Annotated in this window: 12 protein-coding genes; 2 read left to right on the forward strand and 10 right to left on the reverse strand. The window is 60.0% G+C overall.

Annotated elements, in window-relative coordinates:
* Position 1: 1 nt before the first annotated feature.
* The 8 genes from WNE31_RS10285 to WNE31_RS10320 all read right to left on the reverse strand — a co-directional run bounded on the left by WNE31_RS10285 (position 2) and on the right by WNE31_RS10320 (position 8,602).
* Positions 2-457 (reverse strand): potassium channel family protein, encoded by a 456-nt coding sequence (locus tag WNE31_RS10285; protein WP_349979670.1) that lies wholly within the window; start codon positions 455-457, stop codon positions 2-4.
* A 176-nt stretch (positions 458-633) separates the two neighbouring features.
* Positions 634-1,866, reverse strand: coding sequence for a Tm-1-like ATP-binding domain-containing protein (locus WNE31_RS10290; protein ID WP_349979671.1), 1,233 nt, complete (start codon positions 1,864-1,866; stop codon positions 634-636).
* The gene (locus tag WNE31_RS10295; protein WP_349979672.1) at positions 1,863-2,798 is read right to left on the reverse strand and encodes a phosphotransferase enzyme family protein; all 936 of its coding nucleotides are present in this window, start codon (positions 2,796-2,798) and stop codon (positions 1,863-1,865) included. The genes WNE31_RS10290 and WNE31_RS10295 overlap by 4 nt, the downstream gene beginning before the upstream one ends.
* Complete coding sequence (locus WNE31_RS10300) at positions 2,795-4,090, reverse strand: aspartate aminotransferase family protein (RefSeq protein ID WP_349979673.1); 1,296 nt, start codon at positions 4,088-4,090, stop codon at positions 2,795-2,797. Before WNE31_RS10300 ends, WNE31_RS10295 begins: the two co-directional genes overlap by 4 nt.
* Positions 4,087-5,553 (reverse strand): aldehyde dehydrogenase, encoded by a 1,467-nt coding sequence (locus tag WNE31_RS10305; protein WP_349979723.1) that lies wholly within the window; start codon positions 5,551-5,553, stop codon positions 4,087-4,089. Before WNE31_RS10305 ends, WNE31_RS10300 begins: the two co-directional genes overlap by 4 nt.
* Positions 5,436-7,055 carry a tripartite tricarboxylate transporter permease gene (locus tag WNE31_RS10310; protein WP_349979674.1) on the reverse strand — a complete coding sequence of 540 codons (1,620 nt, stop codon included), beginning with the start codon at positions 7,053-7,055 and terminating at the stop codon, positions 5,436-5,438. Before WNE31_RS10310 ends, WNE31_RS10305 begins: the two co-directional genes overlap by 118 nt.
* A gap of 9 nt (positions 7,056-7,064) precedes the next feature.
* Complete coding sequence (locus tag WNE31_RS10315; protein ID WP_349979675.1) at positions 7,065-7,595, reverse strand: tripartite tricarboxylate transporter TctB family protein; 531 nt, start codon at positions 7,593-7,595, stop codon at positions 7,065-7,067.
* A gap of 65 nt (positions 7,596-7,660) precedes the next feature.
* Complete coding sequence (locus tag WNE31_RS10320) at positions 7,661-8,602, reverse strand: tripartite tricarboxylate transporter substrate-binding protein (protein ID WP_349979676.1); 942 nt, start codon at positions 8,600-8,602, stop codon at positions 7,661-7,663.
* Between the two features lie 168 nt (positions 8,603-8,770).
* Between WNE31_RS10320 and WNE31_RS10325 the strand changes: the two genes are divergently transcribed.
* Positions 8,771-9,568: an IclR family transcriptional regulator gene (locus tag WNE31_RS10325; protein ID WP_349979677.1), complete on the forward strand. Its 798-nt coding sequence runs from the start codon at positions 8,771-8,773 to the stop codon at positions 9,566-9,568.
* A 25-nt stretch (positions 9,569-9,593) separates the two neighbouring features.
* Positions 9,594-10,952: an aspartate aminotransferase family protein gene (locus WNE31_RS10330; RefSeq protein WP_349979678.1), complete on the forward strand. Its 1,359-nt coding sequence runs from the start codon at positions 9,594-9,596 to the stop codon at positions 10,950-10,952.
* 54 nt (positions 10,953-11,006) lie between these two features.
* Here WNE31_RS10330 and WNE31_RS10335 read toward each other — a convergent pair whose 3' ends face one another.
* Positions 11,007-11,321 carry a 2Fe-2S iron-sulfur cluster-binding protein gene (locus WNE31_RS10335; RefSeq protein ID WP_349979679.1) on the reverse strand — a complete coding sequence of 105 codons (315 nt, stop codon included), beginning with the start codon at positions 11,319-11,321 and terminating at the stop codon, positions 11,007-11,009.
* Between the two features lie 29 nt (positions 11,322-11,350).
* On the reverse strand, positions 11,351-12,640 hold the full coding sequence (locus WNE31_RS10340) for a glutamine synthetase family protein (protein WP_349979680.1): 1,290 nt from the start codon (positions 12,638-12,640) through the stop codon (positions 11,351-11,353).
* Between the last annotated feature and the right edge of the window lie 3 nt (positions 12,641-12,643).

The following is a 12,643-nucleotide window of genomic DNA, read 5'->3' on the forward strand; positions in this document are numbered from 1 at the left end:
ATCAACTTTTGGACGGGGGCAGCCCCCCGGGGTCGGTTTGTGGCAGAAGCCGCCCGAGCAGTGCAACCAGAAAGGCAGTGCTGACTCCGAGGGTCAGAACGCCGCTGACCCCGGCCATGGTGCCGAAAATCCGTGTGCCCGGCCCCAGAACATAGTCGCCGTAGCCCACGGTGGAATAGGTGACGAGCGCGAAGTAAAGCGCACTGTTGAGATCGTCAATGACCCCCATCAGTAGGAACGCATTCGACCAGATCCAGACCTGGATCGTGTGTGACAGCGTGATCCACAGGAAGGCGGCGCCGACAATCACGATCAGGCGCTTGAGCGGGCCGTGAAGCGACATGCGCCCGGCCATGCGTCCGGCAATCCCGGTCAGCACTGCAATCGCCACTACGTGGATCACGGCGCAGAGGGCAAGGAAAAGCGAGCCCCAGAGAATCTGCATGGTGAGTGTCACGGGAGTATCCTTTTGCGGCCGGATGCGGAGCCGAGTATTCTCTGTCTGGTCTGTATTGGCAACCAAGCAGGGGCATTTTTTGAAAAGGCGGGCAGGGGCGTTGCCCCTCTTGCGCCGGACGCGGTCCGGCGCAATTCACCCCAAGGTATTTGTCCCAAGAAAAAGCCGGGACGTGGTCAGGTCTTGATCGTGCCGTTTTCGACCCAGCGGTCAAACACCTCAAGCACTTTGGCACTGAAACCGGGGTCGTTGATGTGGCAGTCCAGCGCGATGTAGTCCACGTTTTCCGGCAGCGTCTTTTCAAGTTCGTCCGTGAAGGCGGCAAGCCCGGCGGCATCGTGCAGATCGGCGCCCGGGCGGTCCCATTCATTGCAGCCGCCTTTTGGCATGAGGAACGTGGTTGGGCCCTTGGCCGTGGCCAGTTTTTCGGCATGTACCCGGGCGACCTCGCGCCTTTCGTCGCTGTTTAGTACTACGGATTTCAAAAGCCGGTTGTGATCATGCGCAGGCTTGTCGGCCATGCGGCCCGGCAGTGGTTTCCAGCCGACAAAATCCACGAGGTCATAGCAGGCGGGGGCCACGATCTGTGGCGTTGCGCTCTGGCCGGCATTGGTCAGACGGTCTGCGCCAGCCGACAGCCCGCCCATCAGGTGATTGCCGACCTCTTGCGTGGCAAAGTCCATAACGCAGGCAAAGGCCCCTTCCGCGGCAAGGGATTCAAAGGCGCGCCCGCCCATACCGGTGGCGTGGAACACCGCGACCTCGAAACCGCGCTCCTCAAGCGCGGGTTTCAGCGTGACCATGTAGTGCAGGATGGTCTTGCCAAACGAGGTCATCCCGATCAGTGGCTTGTCTCGGGCAGGCGGCTCGACCGCGCGGGCGGCGCCGAGGACAGCGCCGGCGGCCTGCGACAGAGATGATTTGCAGACCGAATTCAGACCGTAAAGCCCACCGGCCCAGAGAATCATCTGGATGTCTGCCGCCAGACGCTCGGGTGGGAGAAGATGCGAGAATGAGACCGTGGAGACCACATATTTCGGCACGCCAAGGGGCAGCGCCTGACAGATGTCGAGCGCTACGTCTGTCCCCATGGTGCCGCCGAGGACGACCACGCCGTGGATCTTGCCTTCGCGGTAGAGGCGCAGGGCCAGGGCCGCTCCGCCGCGGGCCATCACCTGCATTGCGGTGTTTTCGTCACCGCTGTTGATGGCTTCGTCGATCGAGGATCCTCCTTCCCCTGCCACGTCGTGTTTGGAATAATCGGTGGGGTCGGAGGGGTCGCCAAGCACCGAGATGTCCATCGACAAGGCATGGCCGCCCTGACCCCGGATGCAGTCGCAGAGGTAGGTCAGTTCATCGTCTTTGGTGTCATAGGTACCGACAACGAGGATGGTCTTGTCCTGGCTCATGGGGGTGTTCCTTCCAGATAGGTCTTGGCCAGGCGTGTGGCCCTGGCGATCATACGTTTCGAGCGGATTTCGCCGCCGGGTTCGTGCAGGCGCGGAATGATCCAGCCGACGTAGGTCAGGGCGCGCAGGAGAAGCGCGAGATCAAGTTCCTGAGTGGGGATCGTGCGGCGGAGTCTGTAGCCGTCCATGACTGCGGCGCGCAGAGCGTTGAAATCCGGGCGTTCTAGATAGCGCAACAGGAACGTGGCCAATTCAAAAGCGCGATACCCGATGGCGCAGTCGTCAAAGTCAAGGATGCCAAGGCCGCCCTCGTGCAGAACGATGTTTTCGGTCAGGAGGTCGGCATGGATCAACCCGATGTCGGTGAGGGTTGTGCTGTCTTTATGAGCCTGCCTGCGGGCCTTTTGCAGCAGGTCTTTCTGGTCAGGCGTGAGGTCGGGATGGTCCCAGAAACGCCCCCAAAGAGGATTGGAACCAAGGATGGCATCGGCGGTCCAGTCAGGACGGGTGAAGGCTGAGGGGCGGTGCCAGCGGTCGGTGAGGTCATGCAACCTAGCCATTTCCGCGCCCACCAGATGAGCGATATCACAGGGATTGCCTTGGGTGATCTCGGTGCCCGCGCCGATGGGTGGGCCGTCGAGCCATGACAGAAGGCTGATATGGGCCTCATCTATTTGTAACAGTGTTGCACCATTGCGGGCGGGGATCGGAACGGGAACGTGCAGCCCTTGATCCGCCAGATAGGTCATCCAGTCGAGTTCGGAGGCCAGCTCTGCCGTTGTGCGATAGCCAGGACGATGCAGACGCAGGGCGTAGCGCGTGTTGTCCTGTTGCACCGCGTAGACATGATTTTCGCGCTGGGCGAGCAGGTGGGTCTGCGCGCCGTCCAGTCCCCAGAGGGGCAGGGCCTGTTGCACCGTGGGATCGGTCATGGTTCCAATGGTGTCTCGGTCAGGGCCTCGTCCAGCCGTTCCAGCATCAAGTCCGCATGTTCATGGCTGAAAGGCAGGGGCGGGCGGATTTTGAGGGCGTTATAGTGAATGCCGAGGAAGTTCAGGAGCACACCCTTTTGGCGCATGGCGTTGGCGATCTTCTTGGTGAAGGCTGTAGCGGGTGTTTTGGTTTCGCGGTTCAGAACCAGTTCGGCCCCGAAAAACAGACCCGATCCGCGCACGTCACCGATACAGCTGTGGGTTTCAGACAGCTTTTGCAGACCCTCGCGCGCATAGACGCCTACGGCACGGGCGTTTTCCATCAGGCCTTCATCCTGAACAACGCGCAAGGTGGCCAGTGCCGCAGCAGCCGAGACGGGGTTGCCGCCGAAGGTGTTGAAATAGCGAAAGCTCTTACGGAAGGCGGACATGATGTCCATGCTGGTTACGACGCCGCCCACGGGGTGACCATTGGCCATGGGTTTGCCCATGGTGACCACATCCGGCACGAAGCCCGCCTTTTGATGCCCCCAGAAGTCGGTGCCGAGGCGACCAAATCCGGGCTGGACCTCGTCTGCAATGATGATGCCGCCCGCCTTGCGAACGGCGTCAATGGCGGGTTGAAGAAACCCCTTCTCCAGCGTCGGGAAGCCTTCATTCGCGAAATAGGGGCAGATGATGAGGGCGGAAAGAGCGTGCCCGCGCTCTTTCAATTCGGCGATGGCGCGCTCGACCTCGGCGGCGAAGGCCAGCGCATGGGCCTGTCCGCTTTCTCCCCCCAAGGGGCGATAGCTGTCGGGGGCGGGGACAAAGGCCACATTATCCCAGCGATCGGGTGGCGGGTTGGTGCAGGACAGCTGCGACACCGCCATCGTGTTCCCGTGATAGGTGTGGTCAGTGGCGATGATGCCAGTGTTTCCGGTGATGCCCCGCGCCATGCGCAAGGCGATATCGTTCGCCTCGGAGCCCGTACAGGTCATGATCGCGGTATTAAGCGGGGCGGCAAAGGTCTCGGTCAGCGCCTCGACATAGTTCAGGATACCCTCGTGCAGATAGCGCGTGTGGGTGTTGAGCGTGCTGGCCTGCCTGCAAATCGCCTCGACCACCTTCGGGTGGCAATGGCCGACATGCGGGACGTTGTTGTAGCAATCAAGATACTGCCGCCCATCTGCATCCCAGACCCAGACACCTTCGCCCCGCACCATATGCACGGGCTCCTCATAGAAGGTGCTGACATTGGGGCCAAGCAGCTGGGCGCGGCGGTCGATCAGTGTCTGAGACAATGCAGTCATAGCTTGATCCATGCGGTTTTCAGATCGACGTATTTTTCGAGCGCGTGCAGGGATTTGTCGTGGCCGTTGCCGGATTGCTTGACGCCGCCAAGGGGAACAGTGTTGTCCGGTCCGCCATAGGTGTTCACATGAATGACGCCTGACCTGATGCCGCGCACCATCTTGTGGGCGCGGGACAGATTCGAGGTCCAGACACCCCCGGCGAGGCCGTAGACAGAGTTGTTCGCCAGCGCGATGGCTTCGTCGTCGGAGTTGAAGGTCAGAACACCAAGGACAGGACCAAAGACCTCTTCCTGCGCAAGACGGTCGTCGGGTTTCACATCGGTGACGATGGTGGGTTCCATGTAGAAGCCGCCGGTATCCTGAAGAATACGGTTGCCCCCAAGGTAGATGGTGTTGCCCTGTTCGCGGGCCGAGTCGACGAAGCCGAGGTTGCCCTGCAGCTGGGTGAGGGAGTTCACCGCGCCGACATCAGTTCCGAGGTCCAGCGGGTCGCCGACCTTGAGGGCGGCGGCGTATTTGGCGACCTGCGCGACGAAATCGTCATGGATGCTGTCTTCGACCAAGAGGCGCGACCCCGAGACACAGACCTGCCCCGAATTGCGGAAGATGCCCATGGCCGAAACCTTGGCGGCCTCGTCCAGATCAGGCGCGTCGGCAAAAACGAGGTTGGGGGATTTGCCGCCGAGTTCGAGATAGCAGCGTTTCATGTTTGAACGTGCCGAATACTCCAGCAGTCTCCGGCCCACGCCGCCAGACCCGGTAAAGACCAGAACGTCCACATCCATGGAGAGTGCAATGGCCTCTCCCACGACCGAGCCTTGGCCGGTGACCACGTTGAGCACGCCATCGGGTAAGCCCGCTTCGGAGGCAAGTTCGGCCAGTTTCAGCAGGGATAGCGAGGCGGTTTCGGCAGGTTTCAGCACCACGGAATTGCCCATCGCCAGCGCAGGCGCGAGTTTCCACGACCCGATCATCAGCGGAAAGTTCCACGGTACAATCGCGCCCACGACGCCGACCGGTTCCTTGTGGATCAGGCCCATGAACCCCGGATCGGTCGGGGCGATCTCGCCATAGACCTTGTCCAGGGCCTCGGCGTAATAGCGGAAGGTGCCCGCCGCCGAGCCGCTCTCGGCCTTTAGCGCCATGTTCAGTTCGGTGCCGTTGTCGCGCACACCAAGAACCGCGAGCTCCAGCGCGTGTTTCTCGATCAGGTCGGCCAGCTTGTGTAGCACCTTTTTACGGCCAGCGGGGGCCATGCGGCTCCAGCGGCCATCTTCGAACGCGACCCGGGCTGACGCGATGGCGCGATCCGCATCTGCAGGCGTCGCGCGTGCGATGGTGGTCAGCGTTTGTCCGTCGATCGGGGATTGTACTTCAAGTGTTTCTCCCGAACCTTGCGTCCACGCTCCCTCAATAAATAGTCCTTGCGGCGCGACAGGTGCATGCCGAAGTTCGTTGATGCGTGTTTGGTCGACCATTGGGCCTCCTTGAGTTTCTTGCGTTCCAGCCAGACGTGGCGGAAATGGATGAACAGAACGCCCAGGATCATCAGGAACAGGATCATGGCGATCGGGCGGTCGATAAAGTCAAACGGGGTTTTCACGCGGGCCATACCGGCGCGCAGTTTCACCTCCATGATGCCGCCGAGCACCATGCCGAGGATGATCGGCACCGCAGGCAGCGAGAGGCGTTTCAGGACAAAGCCGAAAATGCCGAAACAGGCGGCGATTATGCAGTCAGTGACCGAGTTGCGCAGCGAATAGACGCCCACGAAGCTAAGCACGAGGATACACACCCCGAGGAACCGGTTGGGGATTTTCACAACCTTGATCAGGTGCCCTGTGGCGAACAGAAGGAACACCAGCACCAGCACATTGAGAAGCAGCAGCGCCAGATAAAGCGCGACGACAAAATCCATCTGGTTCTGGAACAGCTGCGGACCGGGCACCACGTTATGCACGTAAAACACCGACAGCATCATCGCGGTCAGCGCCTCGCCCGGGATACCAAGTGCGAGGAGCGGCACCATAGCGGCGGCGGGCACGGCGTTGTTGGCGGTTTCGGCGGCGATAAGGCCCTCGGACGATCCATGTCCAAAATCCTGCGGGCGTTTCGAGGTGCGCTGGGCATAGGTGTAGCTGAGGAACTGGGCTGTGAATTCTCCGACGCCGGGGATCATGCCCATGAGCACGCCAAAGGTGCCGGAGACCCCCGCCACGCGCGGATGGCGGGCCAGTTCACGCAAGCCCTGAAACAGGCCGCCGCGCAGCTTGGTCATGCGGATTTTCTCGTCATCTCCCTGCAACAGGAAAAACGCTTGTGACAGGGCGAAGAGGCCGAGCACTACCACGATCAAGTCGACGCCACCTGACAGAAAGGACTGGTCAAAGGTATAGCGTTTGGAGAACTTCACCGGCTCAAGGCCGACAGTGTTCAGAAAAATGCCGAAGCAGGCCAGCGCCGCGGCAATCAGCGCCTGACCGCGATGGGCGACCACGACGAGGATCAAGCCGAGAAGGGCCGCGAGAAAGATCTCGCGGCTGCCGAACATAGGGGCGATCTTGGCCAGAACAGGGGCAAACAGGATCAGGCAGATCACCGAGAAGATGCCGCCGAAAAAGGACGAGGAATAGGCAAGCGACAGGGCGCGCCGCGCCTCGCCCCGCGAGGTCATTGGAAAGCCATCATAGGTGGTAAGAGCGTTCACCGCCGTGCCGGGCGTGTTGATCAGGATCGCCGGGATCGAGCCGCCATACATGGATGATCCGTAGATGCCCAGAAGGACGGTCAGGCCAACAATCGGGTCCATCGAAAAGGTTGCGGGCAGCAGGATGGCGATGGCGACGGCAGGGCCAACACCCGGAATGGCGCCGATCAGCACTCCGCCAATGGATCCGGCCAGCAGAGCGATGATGACATCCCAGCGGGCCAGAATGTCGATCGAGGAAAGGATCAGGTCCATGACGCGCCTTTAGAAGTTCAGAATAAAGAAGCTGCGTAGGAATCCGGGCAGGTATTCATAGACCATGGCCCCGGGGATTTTTACATCCAGCAGCGATTTGAAGAGGATCACGACGCAGGCTCCGAAACCGGCGGAAATCCACAGCATGTGTTTTTCGCGATAGCCCATCCGCCATGACATCAGCGGCATGAACACCAGCGTGACCGGCAGGTAGCCGAGGATCGGCACCAGAAGGACATAAGCGAGAAACCAGAGCACCCATTCGATTGCAAAGAACCAGGTTTTCCACTCGGTGAAATCCGCGGTCACGAATTTGCGCCGGGGCAGCTTCCACAGATGCAGACCGCCGAACAGAACCATGCCGCCCACGGCCACGGCGGGCCAGAAACGGGGTTGGGCAAAGAACTTGGTGCGTTTGGCCCATTTGGTTTCTTCCGGCAATTGCGACAGTAGCAGCAGCGCCGCCACCAGAAAGACTATGGCGAACAGCAACTGGCCGCGCAGGGGGCCTTTGAAGGCGCTGAGTTTGGGGTCACTCATGTGTCCGACCTCTGGATACAAAACGGGCCAGAGGTTCGTGTATCTCTGGCCCGGTCTTCATAGGTTTACTCAAGCAGTTTGCCGATATGAGCCACGGTCGCCTTGTCCTTGGCGATGATATCTGCCGAGGCGGCCGCATCGGCCCAATAGACCTGCGCGCCGGTTTCTTTTGCAATCGCCTGAGCGCGGTCGCTCATCACGGTTTTCGCGGCGACAGCTGCGATTTTCTCGCGGACGTCGGCGGGCGTGTCCTTGTGTACGAACAGGCCATTCCAAAGCGCGATGTCGAGCGAGCCATCCAGCTCGCCAATCGCCGGTGCATCGGGCACCAGCGGAATACGCTCGCCCGTGATCGAGGTGAGCACCTTCACCTGATCAAGGCAGGGCAGGATCAATTGCAGCGTGGTGTTGATAACGTCCGCATCACCCGAGGCCAGCGTGTTGCAATCCAGTGCGTCAAAGGCCGCATCCGAGCCCCACTCGAATCCGGCATTCACGGCATACGCCATGGTCACTTGGGTCGGGGTAAGAACCTGTCCGAAATGGCCAAGGGCCACTTCGTTCGATTTGGCATATTCGGCCAGTTCCGCCATCGTGGAATAGGGCGCGTCGCCCGAGGTGGCGATGACGAAGGGATAGGTCAGGAAGATGCCGACCGGTTCAAATACCTCGTCGGCCAGTTCGTCGATGCCGATTTCGTGGCCAATGACCGGAACGGCAGGCACGAACGATCCGATTGTATAGCCGTCAGCCGGGGCCGTTGCGACTTCGATGGCACCGGGGAAGGGGCCGCCACCGCCGCCGGGTTTGTTCACGACTGCTGCCGAGACGCCATAGGCCTCTTGAAAGTCTTCCGCGATCATGCGGGTCAGCACATCTTCGAGGTCACCCGGAGGCCAGGGCACGACAAAGCTGACAGGTTTTTCGGGATATTCCGCCAGAGCGGCGCCACCGATCGTGGCCATGGAAAGGGCAAGCGCAGTGCCCATGAGCGTTTTGGTGTTCATCGTAGTCTCCCTGATTGATCCGAAATTCGCAAACGGTTCATTATTTAAACCAAAGGTTCGAAAATAGATTGACAGGTTAAGGATATTTCTGTCAACAGTTTTAGTAACGCAGCGGAAATTCCTTTTCCGAAATGATGAATAATTCGACAGGGAGCTTTGTGTCCGATAATGGGAACCGTATCTAAGGCATTGTCATTGCTTGGATATTTTTCGCGCCAATCGCCTGAGATTGGATTAAGCGAAATGACTCGTCTGTCGGGTATGAACAAGGCCACGGTCTATCGATTGTTGAGCGAATTGGCGGATCAGGGATTCGTAGAACAGACAGGAAGCGGTCGGGAGTATCGGCTTGGTCCTGTGTTTCCGCGCCTTGCGGCCTTGCGCGAGGCGTCGGTGCCCACACGTGAAGTGGCGCAAAAGATTCTGACCGCGCTGAGCGAGCAGACCGGCGAAACCGCCCACATGTCGATCCGCCAGGGGGATCTGCTGACAGTTGTCAGCTATAGCTACAGCCCCCTGCACGGAACGCGCGTCACGATGGAAGACGCGGAACAGATCGCGTTTCATTCGACGAGTTCAGGGAACGCAGTCCTGGCCTACAGCCCGCCCGCATTTGTGGACGCGATCCTGCAAGGTCCGCTTGAGAAAAAGACCGACCAGACGGAAACCGACCCCGATATCATACGCCAACGCCTGCGCGAGGCACGGCGCGATGGGATCGCCGAGTCGGTCAGCGGCCACGAAAAAGACGTCCATTCCCACGCCTGCCCGATCTTTGACGCGCAGCAAGACTGTTATGGTGCCGTAGCCGTCGCCGCACCGGTCGCCAGAATGACACCGGACCTGCGCCGGACTATCCGCCGCGAGGTGTTGCGCTCGTCCCTGCAAATGACCCGCTTGTTGGGCGGTTTTGTCCCCGATGACTTCAAATCCAAGGCTTCCGAAATTCTTGGCGAGCCTGCCTGATCCTCTTGTCCGAAAGGTCTGAACGATGAAAGACAGTAATTTCCTTAAAGAAAAAAACGCAAAGTCGCTGTGGCACCCCATGGCGCATCCCGCCGATTGCCTGAACAACCCGCCGACCATTGTGACGGGTGCGCAAGGGGTCAAGATCACGGATGTAGATGGTCATGAGGTTGTCGATGGTGTCGGTGGTCTATGGAACGTGAACCTCGGGTTCTCGTGCAAGCCGATCAAAGAGGCGATTGCGCGCCAGCTAGACGTGCTGCCCTATTACTCGACCTTCCGGGGGACGACGAATGACGCGATCATCGAGCTTTCTGAAATTCTGCGCGACTTCTATGCGCCCGACGGTCTGAGCCGTGCATTCTATACCTCGGGCGGGTCGGATTCAGTGGAAACGGCGCTGCGTCTGGCGCGCCAGTATCACAAGGTGCGCGGAGAAGAGGGGCGGACCAAGTTCCTGAGCCTCAAGAAAGGGTACCACGGAACCCATATGGGCGGCGCATCGGTCAACGGGAATGCCAATTTCCGGACCCAGTACGAACCTCTGCTTCCGGGGTGCTATCACATTCCCGCGCCCTATACCTATCGTAACCCGTTCAACGAAACCGATCCGGCGAAGCTGTCGGCGCTGTGTCTACAGGCGCTGGAGGACGAGATCGCGTTTCAGGGGGCGGGAACCATTGCCGCGCTGATCATGGAGCCGATCCTCGGGGCCGGTGGGGTGATCGTACCGCATGAAAGTTTTATGCCGGGCGTGCGTGAGATCTGTACCAAACATGGCATCCTGCTAATCGCGGACGAGGTCATCACCGCCTTTGGCCGTACCGGCAGTTGGACCGGATCGCGCCATTGGGGGGTGCAACCTGATCTGATGTCGACCGCTAAGGCGATCACCAACGGGTACTTCCCCTTTGGCGCGGTAATGATTGCAGAACACGTCGCGCAAGTGTTTGAACAGGACACCACCGGCAAGGCCGCGATCGGGCATGGCTATACCTATTCCGGGCATCCCGTAGGTGCTGCGGCGGCCATCGCCTGTGTAGAAGAAACCCTGCGTCTGAACGTCAAAGACAACGCTGCTGCCCGAGGGACGGAACTGTTCGCCGGGTTGCAGGCGTTAGGCGCGAAATATGAACAGGTTGGTGACGTGCGGGGGGGGCATGGCCTGATGTGCGCCATGGAACTGGTTGCAGGTCAGGACAGCAAAGCCGCGATTGACAAAGCCACCATCGGCAAGCTGCAAGAGGTCGCCTATCAGGAAGGGGCAATGGTGCGGGTGTCGGGCAACAATGTTATCATGTCCCCGCCGCTTGTGCTGACCTCGGGGGATGTGCAAACCATCCTGTCCGCGCTTGAGGCCGGTTTCGATGCGATCAACGCATAAAGGAAAGGGGGCCGCTCGGCCCCCTTTTTTCTGCTGTCGCTGATCGAATCTGCGTCACGGTTGCGGAACGATCAGCACCAACCCGTCCAAACCATCGTTGGCTTCGATCTGGCAGCTAAGGCGGCTTTGGTCGGTGCGTTCGGCTTCTGCGACGTCCAGCATGGCATCCTCAAAGTCATCCGCACTGCCAGTTTTGTCGAGCCAAGCGGGATCGACATAGACGTGGCAGGTGGCGCAGCTCAGGCATCCGCCACATTCCCCGATCACGCCTGGGATATTGTTGTCCACTGCGGCCTGCATCATGTTGGTGCCATTGGCGATGTCAGCGGTGATTTCTGAGCCGTCAGGCAGTTTCCAGGTGGCTTGCATGTGTGCTTCCTTGTTTTGTGCAGGGTGTATCAGACGAAATAGACATAGAAGTCACGCAGGGCGTCGCCCTCAAGGTCGCGGGTTTTCTTGACTTCTTTCTCTTTCATGAAAGCATGGTTGTCGACGAGCATCCGGCCCACCGCGTCCGCCAGCACAGTATCTTTCTTGAGGTCGGCCACTGCGCCCTTGAGGTCCAGCGCGCAGCTTTCCTTGGCGTCGTTCTTTTCAAAACCGTCGCCGGTCTCGATCGGTTGCAGCGGATAATTGTTTTCCACTCCGAGTAAGGACGCCTGCAAGACCGCTGCGACCGCCGTATAGGGATTGGCGGTGCCATCTGCCATGCGGTGTTCCAGCCGGGATTTGGGCCCGCCCTCGGAACTGATCCGGGTGGTTACATTACGGTGATCGCCGCCCCAGTTTTTCCAGAATCCTGACAATGAGCCGGGTTGCAGTCGTTGGTAGCTGTTGGTGGTTGGCGCAATCAAACCGGCCAGCGCCTTGTGGTGGTGCAACAGGCCCGCGAGGCACTGTTTGGACAGGTCGTTCAGCGTTTCAGGCAGGTTGCGTTCGCCTGACGACAGGGCGTTGCCGCCCGAGACATCACTGAACGAGAAGTTGATGTGCATCCCTGACCCGCCGGCCTCGGCAATGGGTTTGGGCATGAACGACAGGACGATCCCGTGTTCCAGCGCGATTTCCTTGGCCATCAGGCGGAACAGGACGATGTCATCGACCGCCTGTACCGCATTGTCGAAGGTCAGGGTGTATTCGAACTGGGGTGCGTCGAATTCCGCCGTGATCATGTCGAGCCGGAACCCCAACTCATCGGCCTTTTCCCAGATTGCATCATTGAACCGCATGGGGTCGGTCATAGGGCCGGTGCCGTAGACCACTGCGCCCGGCGTGTCGTAAGGGCGCAGGTTTCCGTCCTGATCGGCCTGCAGGGCAAAGGCCTCGAGCTCGATCCCGACTTTGGGCGTCAGGCCCTTGGCCTCCCACGCGGCGACTGCGCGCTTCAGTGCCCCACGCGGGCAGAGGGGAAGCGGATTGCCTTCGTCGTCATAGAGATCCCCCAGCACGATCTTGGTGTGCGGATCCCAGCTATCGCGGATGTCGTCGTGCTTCCAGCGCAGCTCCATATCGGGCAGGCCGTCCATCATCATGGCGCCAGGGGCTGGGAGGAGATCTTTGTCGTAATGCACGCCGAAAGTCGATCGGCAAAAGCGGGTTTCGGAGTCGGCCAGTTTTGACGCGGGCAGGTATTTGCCCCGCATGATCGACAGATGGTCACAGAATACGGCGCGCAGACGGTCTCTCATTCT

Source organism: Shimia fortis (assembly GCF_040225985.1).
Taxonomy (GTDB): Bacteria; Pseudomonadota; Alphaproteobacteria; order Rhodobacterales; family Rhodobacteraceae; genus Shimia.